Genomic DNA, 24,459 nt, shown 5'->3' on the forward strand with positions numbered 1-24,459 from the left:
AAGCATGATGGTTCTGGGGTGGGAAAGGAAGCGCGTCGTACATCGGCCGGGGTGGGTTGGCTTGACCTACTGAGACGTTCATACGTTTGATCGGGCATCTTCTATCCTCCTGTCGGCAGATGCGGCGGAGTGCAACTTTTTCGGGCATTGAAAGTGCAGAATCGTCCAGATGAGTGTCGAGCTGCGTGAAGAACGCGCGTTTTTGCAAACCGAAATGACGACGAATTTGGTCTGAGTTCGGTCCCCCGGTACGCAGATGTTTGCGCGCAAACTGGACTATTTGTTGCCGACTGCACACAGGGGATTTCGCGTCCATCCCGTTGGCTCCCTTTACGGTTGGAGTGGATCAGATACCTGAGTCGGTGCGATTTTTACGCACCCCTTCACTGCAGGTCTGGTCTGATCTTTCCGAAATTGGAGTCGCGGAGATATATGCAGTTGTTCGAGATCGTTCCCCCGAAATTGAACAAACGCGCCAGACTGGATTGTGGCCATTGATGCTGCACGTCTAGCCATTTGCTTGCTGCTGAACTGGCTGGTCAGTACGACACGGTATCGGTGATGTTGCCGGCCTAACGCCAAACGGTGAAATGGTTCTGCCAGGAGAACGACACGTTTTTGCCGGCATTCGAGACGACGACTCCGCGTGGATCAACTTCTGGGGGAAGGGGAACCGACCACATCATCTTTCCGTCGCGAGCCCGGATCGCGTGCATGCCGGTGTAGTCGCTGAAGACGAAGTGGTCGCCATCGGTTACCCCGCTGCGAACCCAGTACGCGTCTTGCCAGGGCGTTTGCCACAACTGTCGGCCACTCTCGATGTCGAGACCCGAGATTGTGCGAGTCTCGGGAGACGTGACCAGGATTGTTTTTCCTACCACTGCGGCGATGGCGCTTCCCGTCCCGGCCATCGCGGTGTTGACGATTTGTGAACTGCGCCAAAGTTCGTCACCGGAATTCGGGTCGTAGGCGCCGTCGCCGAGAAACATCGGCAGGCCCGTCGAGGACTTACTTGGGTAGGACGACGATGAGTACGAGGGAATCGGTATCGCACGAATCGTGGATCCATTTGATGCCAAGAGGTTTTGGGTTCCTACATAACCTGATCTGCCTCCGACACTGGTGAGGAACAATCCGTTCCCGGCCGGGGCAAGCGAATCACCCTCGAATCTGAATCGTTCTGCGCCGGAATCCAGATCGTAGATTCGATAGCGGTACTGTGGGTGCCCGCCATCGCCCTGTTCCATCGCAATGACAGTGTCGGTGTGAGGGACCGTGTAGACGGCCCCGAACTTCTCACTTGGTTCGAAGGTGCGAACGAAGTTGGCCGTTAAGTTGGTTGTGTTGCCGCTGGCGAGAATTCGTGTTCGAATCGTTCCGTCCATCCTTTCGCCGGACGTGTACACGGTGTCTCCGGTGATGACGGCGCCATTGAGATCGAAGTCGGTTCCGAGGTCGGACATAAGAGTTCCGGTCGCGGTATCTACAAAGATCATCCGTCGATCGCCCCAGCACGCGATGATCGTGGATTCGTTCTGCTGACTGCACTGGCCGATGACTCCGCCGATTCGCGTTTTCCACAGCGGACTTCCGTCGTCGGGATTCACACCGACCAGTGTGACGGCACCGACTCCCTGACTCGACGAAGACTCGTCGGTCTTGGGAAGGGGATAAGCAGTCGCGGCCACCAGCACGTCACCGACTTGGTACGTGTTGCCGTAGCCGTAGTAGCTATCGAGGCCGGAAGGCATCGACAGCAGTACGTCGCCGGAGTTGTCCGTGAGCGTTCGAACATCGAGTTCCCAAGCTTGTTGCGGAGGATCGGAGAGGTCCACGTCGACAACGCCCTGCTCGACGATCGGACCGCCTATCTTCTGCTTCGGCGAGGCCGCCTCACTGGAGTCGGAGAGTGCCGATACGACGATGAACGCGATCGCCACGATCAACGCCAGTCCGAGGGCGACCAGTTTCCAGTGTTCCTTCAACCGAAGCTGCATCGAAAGACCGTAACCGATCGAGCAAACTGATCGGTTCGTTTCGCGGACGGCCGGCTCGATGCCGACCTCGAAATCGATCCCACGGCCTACCGCATCAGGGCCGGGTAGCGTTTGTCTCCGACCAAGAGACTGAGAACCGTCGCTGCGTAGTGAAAAACTCGGGGGGAAATTGCGGATCGTCCCTCGTTATGGCTCGAGCGGCGGTCAACTGGCCAGTCGCGGTGGCTCGGCGGCACGACGCCGGAGAGTGAATCAGCTCTGTACATCGACGAAACCCGAAACGGGGAATGGCGTGCCCGCTGCGGCAGATTCTTCGACGACAATCGCGACAACATCAACTGCGTTCCGGACGACTGGGACGATCCCAACTTCTATCGGTCGCTGCCCGCTGACCCCGAGGGGTTGCTTCGATGGCTCCGCGACTACACGGCGCCGCGCGGTTCGACGCCGGAAGCGATGTTCCACATCGCTATTGAAATACTGAGAGCCGGCATGATGCCGCCTGACGTCAAAGCGCAGTGGTATCGCGCGATCGCCGGAATCGATGGTGTGGAGACCGTGGGACAGACCACGCTCGACGGTCGATCCGGAATCGCACTCGGGCTCAGTGGTGTTCACGAGCGTCGCGACTTGATCATCGATCCGGGAACCGGTGAGTTCATCGGTGAACGACGGGTCGCGGGCGCAGCTCCGGAAGATCCTTGGATAGCCCCCGGCACCGTGTTGGGGACAAGTTCGATCACTGTCCGACCCGTCGACGAATTGGGATCCGAATAGGGAACGTGCTCGGTGTGACGAAGTGTGGTGGCCTCGCACACACGAGACCACCACACCGACGGCGTCAGACGTAAGGCGAGTACGCCGGGAGATCCAACTGACCGTTGCCCGACAGTCCGATCACAATCACCTCGGGTTCGGTGACGGAGCGAGCGTGAGCGATGGCGCCGGCAACCGCGTGGGTTGATTCCGGAGCCGGGATGATCCCTTCGGCGCGGGCGAAAATCAGACCGGCCTGGAGCGCGTCGTCCTGATCGACGGCAATCGCATCCATGAGTCCGAGGTTGACCGCATGCGAGACCATCGGCGACATACCGTGGTAGCGAAGGCCACCGGCATGGATCGCCGGGGGAACGAAGTCCTTACCCAGAGTGTGCATCTTGAGCAGCGGAGTCAGCCCGGCGACGTCACCGAAGTCGTAACGGTACTCGCCCTGGGTGAGGGACGGGCATGCCGAAGGCTCGCAGGCGACCAAACGAGTCTTGGTGCCTTCGCGAAGGTTTCGTCCCAGGAACGGGAAGGTGAGTCCGGCGAGGTTGGAACCGCCACCGGCGCAACCGAACACGGTGTCGGGGACGGCGTCACCGGCTTCTTCGAGCTGGACCATTGCTTCCTGACCGATCACGGTCTGGTGAAGCATGACGTGATTCAGCACGCTGCCGAGTGAGTAGTGCGTGTTCGGATCCTGCGCAGCGACCTCGACGGCCTCACTGATCGCCATACCAAGCGAGCCGGTGGTGTCGGGATGCGACTTCAACAGTGCGCGTCCGGCTTCCGTCAGGTCGGAAGGCGACGGGTGACAGATTCCGCCGTACGCCTCCATCTGGATGCGTCGGTACGGCTTCGAATCGAAGGAGGAGCGAACCTGCCACACCTCGACGTCGAGTCCGAGCAGTGCGCCCGCGAACGACAGCGACGCACCCCACTGGCCTGCGCCGGTTTCGGTGGTGAGCTTGGTGGTTCCTTCGATCGCGTTGTAGTACGCCTGCGCGACAGCAGTATTCGGCTTGTGCGAACCGACCGGGCTCACGCCTTCGTACTTGTAGTAGATGCGAGCAGGTGTGCCCAGAGCGCGCTCGAGTCGGTGCGCACGGAACAGGGGAGAGGGCCTCCACATGCCGTATATCTCGCGAACCGTCTCCGGGATCTCGATGTAGCGCTCGGTTGCGACTTCCTGCGCGATGAGGTTCATCGGGAACAGCGGCGCCAAGTCCTCAGGGCCGAGCGGCTCACGAGTGCCTGGATGCAGGTGCGGGGGAACGGGCTCGGGGAGGTCAGCCGCCAGGTTGTACCAGTGCGTCGGCACTTTCGACGGGATGGAGACGCCCAAAGGCTCGAGCGAACGGTTGAGTGGGGTGGTGGTCAACTAACTCTCCTTCGTGGATTCGGTACCTGATCTTGGCGGTCGTAGCGACGACGCGTACGGCATTTGCCGGATCGGGGATCCTGGAGAGGAGCCTGCTGGACCACCCGATATCGGTCCGGGCAGCACGCAGTTGCGGCTGACCGTCAGCGGTCGGGCCACCAGAGGTGCGCAGTGAGCAGGGTCACGAGCCGATCGTACATCGGTACTCGCACCCTGCTCACGTCGGGCGCGGCTACATTTTCGCCATCCTCCGTCGGCGCGGCTACATTTTCGCCATCCTCCGTCGGCTCAGCGGAAAATCATGCACGTCGTAGTTCCGTGCGCCACCAACTTGCCGTTCTTGTCCAAGACCTTGCCCTCTGCGGTCGCGGTACGCCCGCCCACGTGAATGACACTGCCGTGGGCTGTCAGTTCGTCACCGTCGAGAGGCACCGTGCGGATGTAGTTGAGCTTGAGTTCGAGGGTCGTGTAGCCGACGCCGGCCGGAAGCATCGTGTGCACCGCGCAGCCCATGACCGAGTCGAGCAGCGTTGCGCAGATGCCGCCGTGCACGGTGCCGAGCGGGTTGCTGAAATCGGCACGCGGGGTCAGTGCGAAGCTGACGGATCCCTCGTTGACCTCGCGCATCTCCATGCCGAGGAGGCGTCCGATGCTGGGTCGGTCGTTGACCTGCGTTCCCATCCAGCGGAGAAGTTCGAGGCCTGTCATCTGCGCCGGATCGACGGTTGCGGTTGTCTCGTCACTCATTGTTTCATCCCATCACTATGTAGGTCGTCATACATAACGTAGCGTATGAGTCGACAGGTGTACCGACGGCCGAAGGATCTGTGACATGGCAGAGCTGAGCTCACGTGATCGCATGATTCGTAGTGCGGTCGAACTGATCAGCCGCAACGGTGTCGATGCGACATCCTTCAGCGACGTCATCAAGCACAGCGGCGCGCCCCGTGGGTCGATTTACCATCACTTCCCCGGCGGCAAGACCGAGCTGATGGTCGAAGCCGTGCGCGCGGCTGGTGCGATCATCACCAGACGAATCAGCTCGGCTGCGGCCACCGGTTCCACTGCCGACGTGATCGAAGCGGTCGGAGACATCTGGCGACTCAATCTCACGCGCTCGGACTTCGCGATCGGCTGCCCGGTGATTGCCGGCGGGTTGGCACGCGCCAGTGAGCCAGAAGTCGCGGAAGTATCGGCTGAGGTCATGCTGGGATGGCAGAAGTTGATCGAATCGCAACTCGAAACTGCGGGTTATCCTGCAGTGCAAGCAAAGTCGATGGCAAACCTGACGATCACGTCGGTCGAAGGTGCAGTGGCGGTGTGCCAGACGACTCGAAGTATCGAGCCGCTCGAACAGGTCATCGCTTCACTGCAGGGGCTCTCTCGTTCTGAGGCTTGGTCCCGCTGAGCCTTCGGGGGTTGACTTCGGCCATCAAGTATCCGTAACTTCATGTAACGGCTAATTAGGCAGGAGTAGGCGATGACACATTGGTTCGACCTCGAACCGGTCGGTGTCGATTTCTTCGACACGGCACCGCATATCTTCACGTACTCGATCGACCTCGCCGCCGAACCTGATGTCGTCTGGGCCGGTCTGACCGCCGACGAGCCTTTGTCGTGGTGCCGACTGCTCACAAAAGTGCACTACACCTCGCCGCGCCCCTACGGCGTCGGCACGCGCCGAATCGCGGAGGTGGGCGGTGGCGCGATGCAGATGCGCGAAAAGTTCATCACCTGGGACGACGAAACGCGTCGGCACTCGTTTTACGTCGAACAGTCCAATGTTCCGCTGTTCCAATCCTTCGCGGAGGACTACCGCGTCGACGAGCTCGCAGTGGGTTCGAGACTGCAGTGGAATTTTGCATTCTCGCCGCGTCCGAAGCTGTCGCTCGCGGTGCGCGGCGGGCTACCGGTCAACTCACTGATCTTCTCGAGCTTCGTGCGCGATACCAAGCGGCACTTCGGTTCTGCGCCACGCCATTGACTTTCTTCCCTTCATGCGAGAGGTATCCATGACCACACTCGGAGAATCGTTGACTTTGCCCTGTGGGCAGATACTGCGGAATCGCACTATGAAAGCTGCGCTCAGTGAGGCTCTGGGGGACCGGACTCATGGACCGTCCACCCGCTTGGAAACGCTGTACGGCCGTTGGGGCAGTGGCGGGTTCGGATTGCTCGTCACCGGCAATGTCATGGTCGATCGATCGCAGATCGCCGAACCGGGCAACGTCGTCGTCGACGACGATCGTGATGCCGAAGCGCTGACTGCCTGGGCCAAGACTGCCAAGAACGGCGGCGCCGAGATCTGGATGCAGCTGAACCACCCAGGGCGGCAATCCAACCCGATCGCCAGCAGAGGTCGACCGGTCGCACCGAGCGCGATTGCTCTGAAGATTCCGGGAATGGCGACGCCGCGAGAACTCTCGACTGCTGAGATCGAAGAGATCATCGACAAGTTCGCGGAAACCGCTCGCGTCGCCGAGTCCTCCGGCTTCGGAGGCGTGCAGATACATGCCGCCCACGGTTATCTTGTTGCGCAGTTCCTTTCGCCGTTGTCCAATCAGCGGACGGACGAGTGGGGTGGAGATCCCGAGCGTCGACGACGCTTTCTGATCGAAATCGTTCGGCGCATACGCTCGACCGTTGCTCCCGGATTCGCGGTGTCGGTCAAACTCAACTCGGCTGATTTCCAGCGCGGCGGATTCTCGGAAGACGAATCGCGAGAAGTAGTACGCGCGTTGACCGAAGAGTCGGTCGATCTCATCGAGATCAGCGGTGGCAGTTATGAATCGCCGGCCATGATGGGTAAAGCGCAGAAGCAGAGCACTCGCGATCGAGAGGCATATTTCCTCGAGTATGCCGAGACGGTTCGAGCGATTGCCGGCGACATTCCCTTGGCGGTCACCGGCGGCTTCCGCTCGCGATCGGCGATGGTCGAGGCACTCGCTTCCGGCGCCTGCGACGTGATCGGCCTCGGCCGGCCGACGATCACGATTCCCGACGCGGCAACCGTTCTCCTGGAATCGAATCGGGAACGATTGATCGTCCCGACTGTGGAGTTCGGAGCGCGGAAGTTGTTGGGGAAGGTTGCCGACATCTCGATGCTCGACGGTGCACTCGACCTGCAGTGGCACACCGATCAGTTGCATCGAATGGGCGACGGTAACGAGCCGGATCCGGCTCGGCCGTGGTGGAAAACCCTCGGGACCATGGTGAGGCGAAACGGAATCGATGCGCTTCGCCCCACCAAACGAGCGGCTTGATCAGTTCGGTGCACCGATGTTGAGTTCATCGGGATGCGCGCCGACGCGGGTACCGTCGTCGAGAGTGTCGATTTCGCTCAGATCGAGATCAGTGAGTTCGAAGTCGAATACGTCGATGTTCTGAGCGATCCGGGCGTCATGCACTGATTTCGGGATGACGATCAGGCCGTTCTGCAGGTGCCAACGGATCAGGACCTGCGCGGCAGTCTTGCTGTGGCGGTCACCGATTCGAGTGATGATCGGATCGGTGAGCAGCGTGTTGGGCTTCGATGCCTTACCCCAACCCGCGTTGCTGGTACCGCCGAGTGGGCTCCACGATTCGACCTTGATTCCGTGCTCGGCGGCCTTGTCGCGGATCGCGTGCTGCGTGAGGTGCGGATGCAGTTCCACTTGATCGACTGCCGGCAACAATCCGCCGCGATCGACGAGAAGCTGCAGATGATGCGGCTCGAAGTTGCACACCCCGATTGCCTTCGCGCGGCCCGATTCCGCGATCTTTTCGAGCGCGTCCCAAGTGCGGAGGAGTCGGTCGTTGTCCTGCAGTGGCCAGTGGATCAGATACAGATCGACGTAATCGACGCCCAGCTTGTCGATGCTGCTGTCGAAAGCCTTCAACGCCGGCTCGTAGCCCTGATCTGCATTCCACAGCTTCGTGGTGAGGAATATGTCCTCTCGCGCGACGGACGAGTTGGCGATACCTCGTCCGACGCCCTCTTCGTTCCCATATGCGGCAGCGGTGTCGATGTGCCGGTAGCCGGCGTCGTCGAGAGCGAACCGCACTGCATGCTCGGTTTCGTCGTTGGTGGCCTGCCAGACTCCGAGGCCGAGTTGCGGGATCGTGGTTCCGGAATTCAGCGTGATGTCAGGATTGCTCATGGATCAAGGCTAGCGATCTCGAGCTTTCCTTGCCTGGGTCAGAGCCGCCTGGGTCAGAGAGTCGTAGCCGAGTACCCGTGTGCCGCTGCAACACTGTCGGACAGGAGCAGGCCGTCGTGTGTGCTCAGTCCTGACCCCAGGCCGGGAACTGCCGTGACCGCGTCCTTCCACCCCTTGTCTGCCAATGCGACGACGTACGGAAGCGTCGCGTTGGTGAGCGCGTACGTCGACGTACGGGGGACGGCTCCGGGCATGTTCGCAACGCAGTAGAAGACCGAACCGTGAACCTGGTACGTCGGATCGGCGTGCGTGGTCGCGTGTGAATCCTCGAAGCAGCCGCCCTGGTCGATGGCGATGTCGACCAGGACAGAACCCGGCTTCATACGCGCCACCAGGCTGTTGGAGACGAGAGTCGGCGCCTTCGCCCCGGGGACCAGCACTGCGCCGATGACGAGGTCGGCGTCGAGTACTGCCTGTTCCAGTTCGAGGCTGTTGGACGTGATGGTCTTGACCTGGCCGTGGTACAGCTCGTCGATTTCCCGCAGGCGAGCGATCGACAGATCGAGAACGGTGACGTCGGCCTGCATGCCGTAGGCCACGGCGATGGCGTTTTTGCCGGAGACTCCCGCACCGATCACCACGACCTTGGCGGGGCGCACTCCGGGGACGCCGCCCATCAGCACTCCGCGTCCGCCGCCGTGACGCATCAAGTGGTAGGCGCCGGCCTGCGGCGCAAGGCGTCCGGCTACTTCGCTCATCGGTGCGAGAAGGGGCAGTGAACCGTCGGAACCGACAACGGTTTCGTAGGCGATGGAAGTGGTCTTCGAAGCCAGGAGTGCGTCGGTGCATTCCTTCGACGCCGCCAGGTGCAGGTAGGTGAAGAGCACCTGATCCTTACGGAGTCGCGAATACTCTTCTGCAATAGGTTCTTTGACCTTCAGGAGCAGATCTGCGTCTGTCCAGACCTGATCGGCGGACCCGAGGATCTGCGCGCCCGCGGCCTTGAAATCCTCGTCACTGAACGAGGAGCCGACGCCTGCGCCCGTTTCGATGACGACCTCGTGCCCTCGGCCGACCAGTTCGTGGACGCCTGCTGGGCTGATAGCCACGCGGTACTCGTGGTTTTTGATTTCGCGGGGGATTCCGACCTTCATGACACGGCTCCGAACTGAGTCTGTTGTTTCTTCGAATGGCAGGTGCCAAGCATGAAGTTTTGTCGTCAGATAGTGAAGAGAAGTGAAGATAATTCTCTAGGCTGTATTCATGGTGCGCGAAAGTTCAAAAATCGGTATTCAGACGGCCGCCTCGCCGAAGCATGTTCGGGCTGCCGTGAAGTTGGACGAGGTCGACCGGGTTCTGCTCGAAGAGCTGGCGAAAGACGCGAGGATTCCGAACAATGCGCTGGCCGCGATCGCGGGAATTGCGCCGTCGACATGCCTCGGCCGTGTGCGCGCCTTGGTGGACAACGGCGTGATCAGGGGATTTCACGCGGACATCGACCCCGCCGCTCTCGGAATGGATCTGCAGGCGATGATCGCAGTTCGACTGCAGGCCAACGCACGGTCGCACCTCAACCGGCTCGGCGACGATTTCGCCAAGCTGGACTCGGTGCTCAACGTGTACTTCGTTGCCGGTGTCGACGACTACATGCTGCACGTCGCAACGACGGATTCGGCGCAGTTGCGTGACTTCGTCGTCAACAATCTCTCGGCACATCCAGCGGTTGCTGCGACCGAGACGATTCTGATCTTCGAACACGTCAGGCCTCGAGGCGGTACTGCCTGATTAGTTCTCACCTGATGGCGGGTCGACGCCCGGACCAGGCGTTCTCGAGGAGTTCGCTCAGGCCCGGCGGGGTGATCTCACGCGGGTTCGGATACGCGGCGGAGGTGGCGAGTTCGACTGCATTTTCGATTTGATCGTGACTCATTCCCAGTTCTCGCAGAGACGTCGGTCCGCCGCACGCGGTGACGAGGTCGAAAACGCCGGTAGCGGCATCGGATACACCCAGGGCAGTCGCTATTCGCGACATCACATCCGGGACGGCAGACGCGTTGAACGCCATTGCGTGGGGGAGGACAACGGTGTGGGTAGGGGCGTGCGGCAAACCGAAGCTGCCGCCAAGCGTGTGGCACACCTTGTGATGAAGCCCCATACCGACTGTGCCCAAGCAAGTTCCGGCCAACCAGGCCGCTTGCAGTAGTTCGGCCCTACCTTCCAGATTTTTCGGATCATCGACAATGCTCGGCAGCGCACGGGCGATCCCGGAGATCGCCTCGATCGCCATCGAGTCCGTGATCGGGTTGGACTCGGTGGAGTACAACGCTTCAACCGCATGCGCCATCGCGTTGACGGCGCTGGTGACGGTGGTATCCAGCGGCAGATCGAGAGTGAGGTCGACGTCGTAGATGACGGTTTCGGGTCTGATGTGGGGAGAGGAGCGAGTTGTCTTGCGTCCGTTCTCTGTTTCACCCAACACCGGAGTGACTTCTGATCCCGCGTACGTTGTCGGAACGACGATCTGATCGAACCCCGCTCGTAGTGCCAGTGCCTTGGACAACCCGGTTGCCGAACCGCCGCCGATCGCGACGACCGTGTCGACGTGATGGTTCTCGGCAAGTCTCAGCGCGGCTGTCGTGACTTCGATCGGAGTATGCATCACAGCGCCGTCGAAGCGGACCACCGCCATGTCGCCGAGAGATTCGGTGACGGCGGCGGCAACCGCGTCGAGTCGACGACTTGCCAGCACCATCACTCGGCTACGGCCGAGCCGCCGCACTTCTTCGGCGATCGTATCGATCGTCCCTTGGCCGAAGACAATTCGAGACGGTGAAGCGTCGTACGAGAAGGGCTTCATGTCATCCCTGCGAAACGGTGGCGTGCATTTCCCAGACGATGACCTCTGCCCCGGTATCGGAGCTGAGCTGCTGACCTCCACCGCCGGATACTCGCACCGCGTCACCTTGTTCGAGCACTCCGACGCCTTCCATGGCGGCCTGACCGTCGGCGACAAAAACATGCAGGAACGGTGCGTCCGGCAGGGTCACAGGTTGTCCGGGTTGCAGACGCGCAACGTGCATCGCGGCGTACTTGTTCTTGATCCGGATTGCCGAGTGATCGGCGTACGCGTCCATGCCCGACGCGACGGGAACCAGTCCACCGGCAAGCAATTCGGCGTCGATCTCCAACTGCTCGTATCCGGGCGTGATTCCGGCCTCGTCGGGGACGACCCACATCTGGATGAAGTGAACCGGGTCGCTGTGCTTGTCGGAATGCGCACCCGCCACGTCACCGAGTCGCCACGAATCGTTCTTCTCCGAATGCAGGATTCCCGTTCCAGCGCTCATCCGCTGGGCGAGACCGGGGTAGATGACGCCCGAATGCCCCATCGAATCCTGATGTACGAGAGAACCTCTCAGTACCCAGGTGACGATCTCCATGTCCTGGTGCGGGTGGGTGTCGAATCCCATTCCGGGCGTGACGATGTCGTCGTTGTTGACCAGGAGAAGACCGTGGTGAGTGTTCTTCGGGTCGTAGTGATTGCTGAACGAGAACGAGTGCTTCGAGTCCAGCCAGCCGGCATTGGACTTGAAGCGATCCCCGGATCGACGGATATCGAGGTTCGGCTGCGACAGAGTGGAGGTCATGGTGTGCCTTCCGAATGGTGTGGGGGAGAGCAAGTTTTCAGAGGACGTGATTGCCGTACATCTCGCCGAGAGGGTCGGCGATCAGCTCGAGTCGAGCGCCGTCGGGATCGCGGAAGTACAACGAAACCTCGCTGTGCTCGATCAGTTCGACGCCGGCCTCGGTCAGTTGGGTGCGCAGCTTCGCCCACTTGGCAGGTTCGACGCTGATTGCGATGTGGTGGAGGCCGCCGAGTACTTCTTGGTACGGGCCCACGTCGAGACCCGGGAAGTCGAAGAAGGCCAGAAGGTTGCCATTGCCGATGTCGAAGAAGAAGTGCGACGACCCGGGATAGTCACGGTTCTCGATCAACTCGGTGAGTGGGAATCCGAGGAGATCCTGATAGAACTTCACGGTTCGTTCGACGTCACTGCTGATCAGGGCCGTATGGTGCAGGCCGCGGGCGGTCGATGCGGGTCGTTTGTCGGCGGGGATCAGATGTCGATCCCTGATCTCGGCCCGGCGTTCCTCGAACTGCACTGCGTTGTCGAACTGCACTGCGTTGTTGTCGCTCATGGCGCCCGCCTCTCGGTTGAACCTTCTCTTCGAACAGGTAGTTGACTGATCAACTACATTGAGAATAGATCATTTGATTTCGTTGTCAACTACTTCGGATATGCTGGTGTCATGGAATCGACGCGGTGGTTGAGCGACACGGAGCAAACGGCCTGGCGGGCTTACCTGGACTCGACCCGACTGCTCCAGCGTGTTCTCGATCAGCAGTTGGTGCGAGACTCCGACATTTCCTTCACCGATTTCGAACTGCTCGTCGCTCTCGCCGAAGCGCCCGGGCGGCAACTGCGCATGAGTGAGCTCGCCGACGCTGTGATGGCTACCCGAAGTGGTGTGACCAGGGCCGTAAATCGATTGGTCGGCGCAGGGTGGGTGCGCCGGGTCGAGTGTGTCGACGACAAGAGGGGCGCCAATGCGGAGCTGACCGACTTGGGTGCCGACAAACTGGCGTCGGCAAGCCCGGCGCACGTAGCCGCAGTGCGGGAGAGCATGTTCGATCTGCTGAGCCCGCGAGATGTCGAGCGGCTCGGTGTGGTCTTCGGCGAGATGCGTCGGCACCTTCTCGAGACCCCGCCAGGTAATTGACAGAGCAACGGTCCACGTCACGTAGTTGGTGAGGGCTGCGATCGGACTGCCATCATTGTCTGGTGACCCGCATTCGTATGTTCGCAACCGACCTCGACGGCACCCTGCTGCGCTCCGACCGAACGATTTCGGCGCGCACCGCGCAGGCCATGGAGAACGCGCGGCTCGCCGGAATCGAAGTTGTGTGGGCGACCGCCCGCGCCCGGCATTCGGTACACACTTTGGCGAACTCGTGCGGATTTCGCGGTAAAGCTGTGTGTGCCAACGGAGCTGTGATTCTCGACCTCGCCGACGGGACTCCGGAGATCGTCGACACCGTCTCGATCGAAATGTCCTTGGCTGCAACGGCTATGGAGCAAGTTCGGGCGCTGGTTCCGGGCGTCGTGTTCGCGAATGTCGGACCCACGCAATTCTTTGCCGAGCCGGAGTACGCCGCTCTGTGCGAATTCGCGGACCATCACCGGCACCTGCACGAGATGGTGCTCGCCGATACCCTGCCGCTGGACGTGGAGCCGATGGTCAAGATCGTGGCCCGGCATGCGGAAGTTCCCAGCGCCGACCTGTACCGAACAGCGGTCGCTGCGGGCATCGAGGGCGTGGAGTTGACCCACTCCGGCGCCCCGTACATGGAAATGGCCGCGGCGGGCGTCTCGAAGGCCAGCGCTCTCGCGCAGTTGTGCGCGATCGACGGCATCGACGCGTTGGAAGTCGCCGCAGCCGGTGACGCCTTCAACGATGTTGCCATGCTGACCTGGGCTGGAACGGCTCTGGTGCCAGCCAACGCCAGAACTGAGGTCATTGAGCTCGCCGACCGAATTTTGCCCACGAACGACGAGGACGGCGTGGCGAGCTACCTCGAAGAGTTGGTTGCGGGGCGCTAGTTCAGCTGCTGACGGCCTTGGGTCCGGTGCCGATACCGACTCCGCAGTCCGTCATGAATTCGGAGAAGACGCGGTCGAAGCGATCCGGGTAGTCAAGGTGCGGGAAATGTCCGGCGCGCTTGAAGATCTCCACCCGCCCCAGCGGTAGTTCGGCGCGAGCGTTCTCGGTGTGGGCGTTGGGGATGATGGTGTCCTCCTCACCCCACACCAGTAGTGCCTGCAGATTCTTGAAGTTGGCGAAATGCGGAGTGGCATTGACGGTTTGACCGTTGTAATTGATGACCGATCGTGCCGTCGCCAGAAATGCCTGACGTGTCGACGCGTCCGATACCGAAGCGAAGCTCTTACGAGCCTCGCTCGCGCTGGCACCGAGCTTGAACAGGCCGATCTTGTTGAAAAGTCCGAGCGCTTTGTCGGTCACGTCGGTCAGCGTCCTCGACGCGAGGACGGGAAGTACCAGTTCGCTGCCGGGCAGTGTCGCCGCGCGTAGGAGTGGGCTCACCTCGGGGCCGAGTCCACCGCTGGCTACCAGGCACAGCCGCTCCACCCGGTCGGGGAACAGATACAGCGTCTGCATCGCGATCCCACCACCGAGGGAGTGGCCGACCAGGGTGGCCGACGGAATGTCGAGGGCTTCGAGGAGGTCACGCACAGTGGCGGCGTGAGCACTGAGTGAATAGTCGCCGGCAGGCTTGTCCGACGCACCGTGTCCGAAGAGATCAGGGGCGATCACGCGGTAATGACGCGAGAGCGTCTCGATCTGCGGTTCCCAGTTGGAGTGCGCGCCCAGCAGGCCGTGAATGAGCACCACGACGGGGCCACTGCCTTGGTCGACGTATTTGAGCTGGTCGCCGTGCAATACAACCGTCTGTAATTGGTCGGTTGCCATGATTGAACCTTTCGGAGCCGCCAGTGTCTGTGGCTGCTCGCGTGTTGTCGGACCGCACCCGCCCCGACGCGGATCCACGGGTATTTGTGACCGGGAGTAACCCCAGTTCCCTCAGTATGCCCATCGAGGGGGTCGATGTCGTGGCCATCGGGCGTGTTGTGACGAACCGTGAGCCGTCGGCTGAGAGGAGACGTACAACTCACCGCCGCGTGTCGGCGCCGTTGATCAGGCGAAATCGACCAGTTTGCCGAAGGTGAGGTTGATGTCCCACGGTGTGACGCCCCACGTCTCGATCGCTGAAACCGCGAAGATTCCGGCAGCCTCGATGGTGTCCTGTGAGGCTGGTGCCGACACCGAAACGCCGGTTTGGTCGCTCGGAACCTCCGGCCAGACGCCTGTGTCCACCGGTGCGGGGGTTGCCTCCATGACTGCGTTGGCCAGGCCCGATTCGTCGACGGTCGTGAAGAGGCAGTTCGGCTCGTGCGGAGAATCCCACCCGCCGAGTTCCGCGAGCCAGAATTCGCCGCGTCCAGCAGCGGAGATCGCGATGGACGCGAGTACCGATTCGAGATCTTCCCAAGCGTCGCCGGTCGGGGCCGACGCCTCGGTGAGCTTGAACGGTGCGGCGAGGGCAGTGCTGTCCGGGGAAGTGAAGCGCGGCTGCACAGTGAGGGCCTGGGTCTGAGTATCCAAAAACGCAACTTCTCGGAACTTGTTGTCCGGCAGAGCAGTACGAGCTATGAGGCCGCGTCCAAGCAGTGCGCCGAGCGCGGCGGGATCGTCGACGCTCCACAAGCGGGTCTCGTCCTCGGACCAGGTGCGAATCATTCCGCTGACGACAGGACTGATCAGCACGGGCTCGAGGTTTGCACTGCCTGTTGATTCGCTCACCGCTGGCTCCCCACCGCACGTCGTACCGTCGGACGGGTTCCGGGCGGCTAGACAAGTATGCCGCCTCGCTGCTGTGCGCCTTTATTAACCGCCGGGGGTTAATAAAGGCGCACAGCAGGGGATCACATATGCGTGCCGCCGTCGATGCGGATTTCCGTTCCGGTGACAAACGATCCGTCCTCGGAAGCGAGCATCGCGATCACACCGGCGACCGCGGACGGGGGCGCGAAACCCTCACCGATTGCCGGGGCCAGCTTGCCGAGCAGCGTGAAGTCGATGTCGGCCGGGAAACCGGGATCGGACGTCATGCCCGACGCGATGCTGCCGGGTGCGACGGCCACGGCGCGAAGACCCTGCTTGCTGTACTCGAGTGCAAGTGCGTGCGTAAAGGATTGGATTCCACCCTTCGACGCCGCATATGCCGTCATGTACGGGTGGGCGAAGGTCGCCGAAGTGGAACTGAAGTTGACCACGACACCTGCTCCGCTTTCGAGCAGTGCCGGGAGGGATTCCCTCGTCATGAGGAACGTTCCGGTGAGGTTGACCCCGATGACGGTGTTCCAGAAATCGAGTGTCATCTCGTGGGTGTGTGCGGAGCGCAGAATGCCCGCCGCATTGACCAGCACGTCGAGCCCGCCCAGAGCCTTGATCGCAGCGCCGACCTGTTCGCGAACAGACTCTTCGCTGGAGATGTCGACCTTCACCGTGGTGAGGCGATCGGAGTGGCCGGCGTCCTTCGCGGCGTTCAGCGTCTGTTCGAGGCCGGTCTCGGAAATGTCGGCGGCGACGACGGTGCCTCCTTCTGCCAGGATGCGGGCAACGGTGGCCTGGCCGATTCCGGACCCTGCGCCGCTGATGAGGACGCGCTTGTCGTCGAATCGATTCACGAGAAAACTCCGGTCTGTGAGATGGACAGCTGTCTGGTGACCGATTCTGCGTGATCCAGCCGCATAAATCTGCGGTTCATTCCACTGACTGGGCAGCATCGGTGCTTGTTCGCCCGGGATTGCGAGCGAACAAGCACCGATGTGTCTTAGAGACCCGCGGCCTGAGCGAGGCTCGGCAGGTAGATGCTCGGCTGTCCGAAGAGCTGAGCGCTGCCGTGTGCACGCTTGAAGTACAGCTGAGCGTCGTGCTCCCAGGTGATTGCGATTCCGCCGTGCAACTGAACTGCTTCGGAGGTGATCTGCTGCAAGGCTTCCGAGCAGTAGACCTTCGCCACTGCCGCGTCGTCCGCCGACTGCGTCGCCACGGCCGCGTACGTCATTGACCGCGCCGTCTCGACCAACGTGTACATGTCGGCCATCCGGTGCTTGAGGGCCTGGAAAGAACCGATCGCGCGACCGAACTGCTTGCGCGACTTGGTGTATTCCACGGTCTGTTCGACGATCGCTGCGGCCGCTCCGACCTGTTCAGCTGACAACGCGATCAGAACGACGGTTCGGATGCGATCGACCAGATCTTCGGACCACTCCAGTGGCCGACCACGAACACCGGAGAACGTGACCTCCGCCAGCGTTCGCGTCGGATCCATGGTGGGGACGCGTCGGCGGGAGACGCCCTCGGCCGCGGGATCCACTTCGTAGAAGCCGTCGGCCGTGAGAACGAGCAGGGTGTCCGCAATGTGTCCGTCGAGGACGTACGACGCCGTGCCGGTCAACGCATCCTCGGTTGCCTCGACGCCGAAGGTGCTCCAACCCGCAGCCCCTGCCCAGCACAGGGCGAGCGTGCTCTCTCCGGACGCGACACCGGGCAGCAGTCGCGAGCATGCGTCGTCGTCACCGGAAAGCAGCAGTGCCTGTGCGGCAAGAATCGCCGAACCCAGCATCGGTGAGGGGGTCAGCGTGCGGCCCAGTTCCTCCTGGACCACATGTACCTCGCCCAAACCTGCTCCGACGCCGTCGAACTCCTCCGGAATCGCCAGCGCGGCGACGCCGATCTGCTCGCACAGCTTGCTCCACAACGCGGGGTCGTAGCCGATCTCTGTGGTGATGGCAGCGCGGACGGCAGCGGAATCGGAATGCTTGCTCAGGAGATCGCGTACCGACGCACGTAGTGCTGCCTGGTCTTCGGTGTCGATGCTCATGATGCAACCAGCGCTTCGACGACGCGCGCACGATGCTCGGACGGTGTGCCCCAGGCGGTGAGCAATGCTCGTACCTTGGTGAGCCACAGTGAGAGATCGTGTTCCATCGTGTAGCCGATGGCGCCGTGAACCTGGAGTCCGACGCGGGCGGCCTTGTAAGCAGCATCCCCGCACGCGACCTTGGCGGCAGAAATGTCACGCGAGGCGTCGGCCGACTGATCGCGAACCGACAGAGCGGCACCGTGGAGCAGGGGTCGAGCCATTTCGAGCGAAACGGCAACTTCTGCCAGGTGGTGCTTCATTGCCTGGAACTGTCCGATGACCTTGCCGAACTGCTTGCGCTGCTTCGCGTATTCGGTGGTGACCTCGAGCAGTGTCTGGCCGAGACCTTGCAACTGCGCGGCAGTGGCAAGAGCGCCCATGTCGAAGGCTGCGGAGAAGTCGGCGGAGCCCAGCGATTCGCCGGCGGAAACCTCGTAGAGCTTGCGGGAGAGATCCACCGATGCCCTGGCTTCGCCAGGGACGCCGAGTGAGACGGTGCCGTCCTGCGCGAGTAGAACCAGATCGACCGCATTGGCGTCGAGCGCGAACGGTGTGCGCGGGGGAGCGGCGACGGTTGCCAGCGAACCCTCGGCGAGAGCAGAGAGACGTTCCGGTGCAACGGAAGCCAGGAGCGTCGGTGCTACTGCGATGGTCTCGACGACCGGTCCGGGTACTGCGTGCCGACCGAGCTGTTCGAGTGCAATGACCAGGTCCACGGCGTCGGCGCCGAGTCCGTCGTGTTCTTCGGATATGACGAGGCCGTTGACGCCGGTCTCGGCAAGGCGCTGCCAGAGCTTCTTGCCCGGCTCGGTGTCACCGTCGTTCCACGAACGGATGACGGAGGGCATGTCGGACTTGGTCAGCAGTGCATCGATGCTTGCAGCGAAGTCCTGGTGGGAGGAGTCGAGCGCGAATCTCATCGGTCCGCCTTCGGTAGGCCGAGCAGACGCTCAGCGATGACGTTTTTCTGAATCTCGTTGGTGCCTGCGTAGATCGGGCCGGACAGGGAGAACAGGTATCCGTCCATCCAGTTGTCGGCCAGCTCGGCTTCAGGGCCCTGCAGTTCGAGAGCAGTCTCGTGGGTGGCGATATCCCACTCGGACCAGAAGACCTTGTTGATCGAGGACTCGGCGCCGAGTTGTCCACCGTCGGCGAGACGGGTGACGGTACCGAATGTGTTGAGCTGGTAGGCGCGAGCGCCGATCCAGGCGTCGGCAACCTGGTTACGCAGAGCGCTGTCGTCGGTTCGTCCGCTGGACTTGTACAGCTCGAGCAGTCGGTCGACGGTGGCGAGGAAGCGGCCGGGGCTGCGCAGCGAGAGGCCACGCTCGTTGCTCGCGGTGCTCATCGCGACGCGCCAACCTTCGTTGACGTTGCCGATCACACCCGACTCACCAGGGTTGGCCGGGTCGTCCGGCACGAAGACGTCTTCGAGGAAGATCTCGGCGAAGCCGGGCTCGCCGTCGAGTTGATCGATCGGGCGAACGGTGACGCCCTTCGAGCGCAGGTCGAACATGAAATACGTGATGCCCTTGTGTCGCTGCGCATCCGGATCGGAGCGGAACAAGCCGAAGCCCCAGTCGGCGTAGCTTGCGCGTGAGCTCCACGTCTTCTGACCGTTGAGCAGCCAGCCCCCGTCGACCTTCTTCGCACTCGAACGCAGGCTAGCGAGGTCGGAACCGGATTCGGGCTCGGACCAGGCCTGGGCCCAGATGTCGTCGGCACGAGCCATGCGCGGCATGATGCGAGCCAACTGCTCGGCATTTGCATGCTCGAACAGTGTGGGAGCCAACAAGAAGATGCCGTTCTGGCTTACGCGCCCGGGTGCGCCCGAGCGGTAGTACTCCTCCTCGAAGATGACCCATTCGAGCAGGGACGCATCGCGTCCGCCGAGTTCCTTGGGCCAGGAGACGACGGCGTAGCCGGCGTCGGCGAGAGTGTGCTCCCACTGACGGTGCTCTTCGAAGCCTTCGGCGGTATCCATCGACTTCAGGGGAGTGGCGGGCACATTCGCCTCCAGGAACGAGCGGACCTCGTCACGGAATGCGGTTGTGGCGTCGTCGAATACGAGATCCACTAGTTTGTTCCTTCCTGCGGTGCGCGAGCACTGGCAGCCATGGCTTTGGCGTCGAGACCACCAAGCGAGTCTTTGCCGACCTCGGCGTTGTGAGCGTGAGCGAAGTGATGCAGACCGAAGACGGAGTCGATGCCGTTGCGCATCCCCATCTGATCCTCGCACTGGTTGACGGCCTTCTTGGTCAAAGCCAGTCCGAAGCGCGGCATCTCGGCGATACGCCCGGCGAGCTCGAACGTCTCCTTTTCGAGATCCTTGCGGGCGACGACGCGATTGACCATGCCGATTTCGTAGGCGCGTTGCGCGGTGAATCGATCGCCGGTGAAGAGCATTTCCTTCGCGAAACGTGAACCGACCATCCACGGGTGCGCGAAGTATTCGACGCCGGGGATGCCCATGCGGACAACGGGATCGGAGAAGAAGGCGTCGTCGGCCGCGACGATCATGTCGCAGACCCATGCGAGCATGAGCCCACCGGCAATGCAGGCGCCTTGGACCATCGCGATGGTGGGCTTGGGGATCTCCCGCCAACGGCGGCACATGCCCAGGTAGACCTCCATTTCGCGGGCGAAACGCTGGTCACCGCCTGGCTTGTCGACGTGATCCCACCACATGGTGGCCTTGTTCTCGTACTCGACGTGATGGTCGCGTCCCGGAGTTCCCAGGTCGTGTCCGGCGCTGAAGTGAGGTCCGTTGCCTGCCAGGACGATCACCTTCACGTCGTCGTCCTCGACTGCGCGCTGGAATGCCGCGTCGAGGGCGTACGTGACCACCGAGTTCTGGGCGTTGCGGTAGTCGGGTCGATTCAAGGTCACGACGGCGACCGAGTCACGAACCTCGTAGGTCACGACGTCGGCTTCGAAGGGAACGGTCATGATTGTTCCTCGCGCAGAACCGTTTTGAGGACCTTGCCCGAAGGGTTACGGGGCAGGTGATCTACGAAGCGCACCTCGCGGGGCACCTTGAAGCCTGCGATCTTCTCCTTGAGGAAAGCGATCACCGACTCTTCGGTGAGGCCGGCACCGTCGAGTTGGGCGATGTAGACGCGGCCCACCTCTCCCATCCGGTGATCGGGGATGCCGATGGCAGCAGACTCGTGGACGCCGGGCAGGCGAGCCAACATGCCCTCGATCTCGGCGGGGTAGACGTTGAATCCGCCGCTGACGTACATGTCTTTCAGGCGGTCGGTGATGTCGAGATAGCCACGCTCGTCGAGGGTTCCGACGTCTCCGGTGTGCAACCAGCCGTCGGCGTCGATTGCCTTGGCGGTGGATTCGGGGTCGTCGAGGTATCCGAGCATGACGTTCGGTCCACGAAGCAGGATCTCACCCTGGTCGCCGATCTTGACCTCGAAATCGGCTGTTGCGCGGCCGGAACTGGTGGAGACGGTGACCGGGTCGTCGTCGGTGCGGCACATGGTCGCGACCACTGCCTCGGTCAGACCGTATGCCGTGAGGACGGCGTCGAAAAGCTCTGCCTGCATGCGCTCGACGAGAGCAACCGGCACGGGTGCTGCGCCGGTGATCGCGATGCGGAGCGAGGACAGGTCGTATTCGCTGCGGCGGGGGTGATCGAGAATGGTCTGGTAGATCGTCGGGGCGCCGGGCAGGATGCTGATCTTTTCGCTGTTGACCAGGGCAAGAGTGTCGTCGATGTTGAAGACGGACACCGGCACGATCGTCGCGCCGTTCAGCAGGCAGACCAGGATTCCGGCCTTGTACCCGAAGGTGTGGAAGAACGGGCTGATGATGAGGAAGTTGTCGTCGGCGGTGACCTCGGCGCATTCACCCCACGACTTGGCGACAGCGATGGACTGACGATGCGCGGTGATCGCACCCTTGCTGCGTCCCGTGGTGCCGGAGGTGAAGAGGATGTCGCTGACGTCGTCTGGCTGCACCTTCGCAGCACGCGCATCGGCTTCGGTGCGGGCGGCTTCGGTGGCGAGCGCGAGGAAGTCCTCGAACTCGATGACGCCGTCACGGTCGTCGTCCCCGTCGATCGGTACCTGGATGACGGTCGGGATCGACAGGTCCGGGTTGGCGTCGAGCAACTGCTGATAGCGATCGGCCTTGAGGAACGTGCCGACGACCACCAAGGCCGCGGCGTCGACGCGCTCGATGATGTCGAGCGCTTCGGTGCCGGTGTATCGAGTGTTGATCGGGATGATGGCCGCGCCGGCATATTGAGCGCCGAGCAGGGCGATCACCCAGTGATACGTGTTGGGTGACCAGATGACGACGCGATCGCCTGCCTTCACCCCACGGTTGATCAGCGCGCCGGCGAAATCGCGGACACGTTGATGTAGCTGTGCGAAGGTCAGTCGGGTGTCGCCATCGGCGATAGCCGCGCGCTCACCGAACTCCTCGGCGGCCCGGATGAGGGCTGATGGGATGGTTCTCGGTTGTTCGGTCACTGGACTCCTACCTGACACGCTACCTAGCAAGTGCTTGGTAGGTTATCTTACATATGTGGACCAGAGCGAGAGCCCGGACGGGCAGATGACGGACGACGAGTTTGCGGCCACGGTCGCGCAGTGGTTGGCCGAGAACTTGACGGGCAAATTTGCCCAGCTCAAGGGTAAGGGCGGCCCCGGCAGTGAGCACGAGTTCTTCGAGCAACGACTCGAGTGGGACAAGCACCTCGCAGCCGCAGGATGGACGTGCCTCGGGTGGCCGAAGGAGTTCGGCGGGCGGGGAGCAAGCATCTCTCAGCAGGTCATCTTCCATCAGGAGTACGCGAAGGCCGGTGCGCCCGCTCGCGTCAGCCACATCGGTGAAGAGCTGCTCGGCCCGACGCTGATCGCGTACGGAACCGACGAGCAGAAACGCCGATTCCTTCCTGGCATCAACACGGTCAGCGAACTGTGGTCGCAGGGCTACTCCGAGCCTGGCGCCGGTTCAGACCTCGCGAACGTCTCCACCACCGCACGCCTCGAAGGCGGCAAGTGGATCATCAACGGCCAGAAGGTGTGGACCTCACTGGCTCACGTCGCGCAGTGGTGCTTCGTGGTCTGCCGCACCGAGGTGGGCTCCAAGCGTCATCAAGGCTTGAGCTTCCTGCTGGTCCCGTTGGATCAGCCTGGTGTGACAGTACGGCCCATCCAGCAGCTCACCGGTACGTCGGAGTTCAACGAGGTCTTCTTTGACGACGCCGTCACCGACGCCGATCTGGTGGTCGGGGAACCTGGCGAGGGCTGGAAGATCGCGATGGGGCTGCTCACCTTCGAGCGCGGGGTATCGACGCTCGGACAGCAGATCGGATTCGCTCGCGAGCTCCAGGGCGTCGTCGACCTGGCGAAGGCCAATGGCAGTGACCAGGATCCGCACATTCGCGAGAAGATCGCTCGCGCCTGGGTCGGACTGCGCGTGATGCGCGCCCACGCGATGCGTACTCTCGACGCGGTCGACGCCGGAACCGGTGGCGGAGAAGCGTCCGTCGCAAAACTGTTGTGGGCCAACTGGCATCGTGACCTGGGACAGCTGGCGATGGACGTGCAGGGTGCGTCGTCGTTGGTTGCACCGTGGGCGGATTCCGAAGGCAATGCCTCGGACATCACCGACCCCGAGCATCTCGAACTCGACGAGTGGCAGCGCCTCTTCCTCTTCACCCGCGCCGACACGATTTACGGCGGCTCCAACGAAATTCAGCGCAACATCATTTCCGAGCGCGTGCTCGGTCTTCCCCGAGAGGCTCGTTAATGTCTGACACCAAAGCCGCGTCCCCGCTTTCCGTTGCGCCCGAGGAAACCCCGGGCCACGGACTGCTCGCGGGCAAGAAGGCGATCATCACCGCCGCAGCCGGAACCGGCATCGGCTTCTCTACCGCGCGCCGGGTGCTTCTCGAGGGCGGCGACGTTCTCGTCTCCGACTTCCACGAGCGTCGGCTCGGCGAGACGGTGGAGAAGCTGAAGGCCGAGTTTCCCGGCCAGCAGGTCGAGTCCATCATCTGCGACGTCTCCAGCACCGAGCAGGTCGACGCGTTGTTCGTCGGCGCGGCCGAGAAGTTGGGACGTATCGACATCGTCGTCAACAACGCGGGCCTGGGCGGCGAAACTCCCGTCGTCGACATGACGGACGATCAGTGGGATCGCGTTCTCGACATCACCCTCAACAGCACCTTCCGTTCGACGCGTGCCGCGCTGCGGTACTTCAAGAGCGTTCCCCACGGCGGTGTTCTGGTGAACAACGCGTCCGTTCTCGGTTGGCGGGCGCAGCATTCCCAGGCTCACTACGCCGCAGCCAAGGCGGGCGTCATGGCACTGACTCGGTGCAGTGCTATCGAAGCCGCGGAGTACGGAGTCCGTATCAACGCGGTCTCGCCCTCCATCGCGCGTCACGCGTTTTTGGCGAAGGTCACCAGTGAGGAACTGCTCGACCAGTTGGCTTCCGGCGAGGCCTACGGCCGCGCCGCGGAGGTCTGGGAGATCGCAACGGTCATCGCGATGCTCGCCAGCGATTACTCCACCTACATGACCGGCGAGATCGTCTCCGTTTCTTCGCAGAGGGCCTAGCGTCCCCGTGCGCGGTTAAGGAGTC

25 protein-coding genes are annotated in these 24,459 nt (G+C 62.2%); 9 read left to right on the plus strand and 16 right to left on the minus strand.

The annotated features are described in order from the left end of the window. Positions 1-572: 572 nt before the first annotated feature. Positions 573-1,997, minus strand: coding sequence for an outer membrane protein assembly factor BamB family protein (locus GJB56_RS26535; protein WP_113682138.1), 1,425 nt, complete (start codon positions 1,995-1,997; stop codon positions 573-575). A 492-nt stretch (positions 1,998-2,489) separates the two neighbouring features. Here GJB56_RS26535 and GJB56_RS26540 point away from each other — a divergent pair, with 492 nt between their 5' ends. Then, positions 2,490-2,774 (plus strand): hypothetical protein, encoded by a 285-nt coding sequence (locus GJB56_RS26540; RefSeq protein WP_154606705.1) that lies wholly within the window; start codon positions 2,490-2,492, stop codon positions 2,772-2,774. A gap of 64 nt (positions 2,775-2,838) precedes the next feature. On the opposite strand, the gene GJB56_RS26545 is transcribed toward GJB56_RS26540, so the two are convergent. Both GJB56_RS26545 and GJB56_RS26550 read right to left on the minus strand, forming a co-directional pair. After that, positions 2,839-4,140: a TrpB-like pyridoxal phosphate-dependent enzyme gene (locus GJB56_RS26545; RefSeq protein ID WP_113682140.1), complete on the minus strand. Its 1,302-nt coding sequence runs from the start codon at positions 4,138-4,140 to the stop codon at positions 2,839-2,841. A 288-nt stretch (positions 4,141-4,428) separates the two neighbouring features. Beyond that, positions 4,429-4,887, minus strand: coding sequence for a PaaI family thioesterase (locus tag GJB56_RS26550; protein WP_003945940.1), 459 nt, complete (start codon positions 4,885-4,887; stop codon positions 4,429-4,431). A gap of 85 nt (positions 4,888-4,972) precedes the next feature. Between GJB56_RS26550 and GJB56_RS26555 the strand changes: the two genes are divergently transcribed. The 3 genes from GJB56_RS26555 to GJB56_RS26565 all read left to right on the plus strand — a co-directional run bounded on the left by GJB56_RS26555 (position 4,973) and on the right by GJB56_RS26565 (position 7,403). After that, positions 4,973-5,548, plus strand: coding sequence for a TetR/AcrR family transcriptional regulator (locus GJB56_RS26555; RefSeq protein WP_007734151.1), 576 nt, complete (start codon positions 4,973-4,975; stop codon positions 5,546-5,548). Between the two features lie 72 nt (positions 5,549-5,620). Continuing rightward, positions 5,621-6,124: an SRPBCC family protein gene (locus GJB56_RS26560; protein WP_007734158.1), complete on the plus strand. Its 504-nt coding sequence runs from the start codon at positions 5,621-5,623 to the stop codon at positions 6,122-6,124. Positions 6,125-6,152: 28 nt separating this feature from the next. Beyond that, positions 6,153-7,403 (plus strand): NADH:flavin oxidoreductase/NADH oxidase family protein, encoded by a 1,251-nt coding sequence (locus tag GJB56_RS26565; RefSeq protein ID WP_070385833.1) that lies wholly within the window; start codon positions 6,153-6,155, stop codon positions 7,401-7,403. On the opposite strand, the gene GJB56_RS26570 is transcribed toward GJB56_RS26565, so the two are convergent. Both GJB56_RS26570 and ald read right to left on the minus strand, forming a co-directional pair. Further along, positions 7,404-8,279, minus strand: coding sequence for an aldo/keto reductase (locus tag GJB56_RS26570; RefSeq protein ID WP_019746934.1), 876 nt, complete (start codon positions 8,277-8,279; stop codon positions 7,404-7,406). Between the two features lie 53 nt (positions 8,280-8,332). Next, positions 8,333-9,433, minus strand: a complete 1,101-nt coding sequence (gene ald / locus GJB56_RS26575) for an alanine dehydrogenase (RefSeq protein ID WP_021342891.1) — start codon at positions 9,431-9,433, stop codon at positions 8,333-8,335. A gap of 109 nt (positions 9,434-9,542) precedes the next feature. On the opposite strand from ald, the gene GJB56_RS26580 reads away from it, so the two are divergent. After that, positions 9,543-10,064, plus strand: coding sequence for an Lrp/AsnC family transcriptional regulator (locus GJB56_RS26580; protein ID WP_019746936.1), 522 nt, complete (start codon positions 9,543-9,545; stop codon positions 10,062-10,064). Positions 10,065-10,071: 7 nt separating this feature from the next. Here GJB56_RS26580 and GJB56_RS26585 read toward each other — a convergent pair whose 3' ends face one another. The 3 genes from GJB56_RS26585 to GJB56_RS26595 are packed head-to-tail and all read right to left on the minus strand — an operon-like array spanning position 10,072 to position 12,479. Continuing rightward, on the minus strand, positions 10,072-11,136 hold the full coding sequence (locus tag GJB56_RS26585) for a maleylacetate reductase (protein WP_113682141.1): 1,065 nt from the start codon (positions 11,134-11,136) through the stop codon (positions 10,072-10,074). Between the two features lies 1 nt (position 11,137). After that, positions 11,138-11,926, minus strand: coding sequence for a pirin family protein (locus GJB56_RS26590; RefSeq protein ID WP_020906267.1), 789 nt, complete (start codon positions 11,924-11,926; stop codon positions 11,138-11,140). Positions 11,927-11,963: 37 nt separating this feature from the next. Next, on the minus strand, positions 11,964-12,479 hold the full coding sequence (locus GJB56_RS26595; protein WP_020968462.1) for a VOC family protein: 516 nt from the start codon (positions 12,477-12,479) through the stop codon (positions 11,964-11,966). A 111-nt stretch (positions 12,480-12,590) separates the two neighbouring features. On the opposite strand from GJB56_RS26595, the gene GJB56_RS26600 reads away from it, so the two are divergent. Together GJB56_RS26600 and GJB56_RS26605 are read left to right on the plus strand one after the other, a co-directional pair. After that, the gene (locus GJB56_RS26600; RefSeq protein WP_070385835.1) at positions 12,591-13,061 is read left to right on the plus strand and encodes a MarR family winged helix-turn-helix transcriptional regulator; all 471 of its coding nucleotides are present in this window, start codon (positions 12,591-12,593) and stop codon (positions 13,059-13,061) included. Between the two features lie 62 nt (positions 13,062-13,123). Beyond that, positions 13,124-13,942, plus strand: a complete 819-nt coding sequence (locus GJB56_RS26605; RefSeq protein WP_060938413.1) for an HAD family hydrolase — start codon at positions 13,124-13,126, stop codon at positions 13,940-13,942. 1 nt (position 13,943) lies between these two features. On the opposite strand, the gene GJB56_RS26610 is transcribed toward GJB56_RS26605, so the two are convergent. The 8 genes from GJB56_RS26610 to GJB56_RS26645 form a co-directional block, all read right to left on the minus strand. Then, positions 13,944-14,831 carry an alpha/beta fold hydrolase gene (locus GJB56_RS26610; protein WP_003945464.1) on the minus strand — a complete coding sequence of 296 codons (888 nt, stop codon included), beginning with the start codon at positions 14,829-14,831 and terminating at the stop codon, positions 13,944-13,946. A 225-nt stretch (positions 14,832-15,056) separates the two neighbouring features. Then, the gene (locus GJB56_RS26615; RefSeq protein ID WP_113682142.1) at positions 15,057-15,722 is read right to left on the minus strand and encodes a hypothetical protein; all 666 of its coding nucleotides are present in this window, start codon (positions 15,720-15,722) and stop codon (positions 15,057-15,059) included. A gap of 122 nt (positions 15,723-15,844) precedes the next feature. Next, positions 15,845-16,609 (minus strand): SDR family NAD(P)-dependent oxidoreductase, encoded by a 765-nt coding sequence (locus GJB56_RS26620; RefSeq protein WP_003945543.1) that lies wholly within the window; start codon positions 16,607-16,609, stop codon positions 15,845-15,847. A gap of 146 nt (positions 16,610-16,755) precedes the next feature. Next, positions 16,756-17,808 (minus strand): acyl-CoA dehydrogenase family protein, encoded by a 1,053-nt coding sequence (locus GJB56_RS26625; protein ID WP_113682143.1) that lies wholly within the window; start codon positions 17,806-17,808, stop codon positions 16,756-16,758. Further along, positions 17,805-18,770 carry an acyl-CoA dehydrogenase family protein gene (locus GJB56_RS26630; protein WP_113682144.1) on the minus strand — a complete coding sequence of 322 codons (966 nt, stop codon included), beginning with the start codon at positions 18,768-18,770 and terminating at the stop codon, positions 17,805-17,807. Before GJB56_RS26630 ends, GJB56_RS26625 begins: the two co-directional genes overlap by 4 nt. After that, positions 18,767-19,927 (minus strand): acyl-CoA dehydrogenase family protein, encoded by a 1,161-nt coding sequence (locus GJB56_RS26635; protein WP_007734181.1) that lies wholly within the window; start codon positions 19,925-19,927, stop codon positions 18,767-18,769. Before GJB56_RS26635 ends, GJB56_RS26630 begins: the two co-directional genes overlap by 4 nt. Continuing rightward, positions 19,927-20,799 (minus strand): enoyl-CoA hydratase, encoded by an 873-nt coding sequence (locus GJB56_RS26640; protein WP_019746945.1) that lies wholly within the window; start codon positions 20,797-20,799, stop codon positions 19,927-19,929. Before GJB56_RS26640 ends, GJB56_RS26635 begins: the two co-directional genes overlap by 1 nt. Beyond that, complete coding sequence (locus GJB56_RS26645; RefSeq protein WP_113682145.1) at positions 20,796-22,337, minus strand: FadD3 family acyl-CoA ligase; 1,542 nt, start codon at positions 22,335-22,337, stop codon at positions 20,796-20,798. Before GJB56_RS26645 ends, GJB56_RS26640 begins: the two co-directional genes overlap by 4 nt. 55 nt (positions 22,338-22,392) lie before the next feature. Between GJB56_RS26645 and GJB56_RS26650 the strand changes: the two genes are divergently transcribed. Next, the gene (locus tag GJB56_RS26650) at positions 22,393-23,622 is read left to right on the plus strand and encodes an acyl-CoA dehydrogenase family protein (protein WP_020968470.1); all 1,230 of its coding nucleotides are present in this window, start codon (positions 22,393-22,395) and stop codon (positions 23,620-23,622) included. Then, positions 23,622-24,434: an SDR family oxidoreductase gene (locus tag GJB56_RS26655; RefSeq protein WP_003945582.1), complete on the plus strand. Its 813-nt coding sequence runs from the start codon at positions 23,622-23,624 to the stop codon at positions 24,432-24,434. Before GJB56_RS26650 ends, GJB56_RS26655 begins: the two co-directional genes overlap by 1 nt. Positions 24,435-24,459: the final 25 nt, after the last annotated feature.

The sequence above is a fragment of the Rhodococcus sp. AQ5-07 genome (assembly GCF_009707305.1).
GTDB lineage: Bacteria > Actinomycetota > Actinomycetes > Mycobacteriales > Mycobacteriaceae > Rhodococcus_F > Rhodococcus_F erythropolis.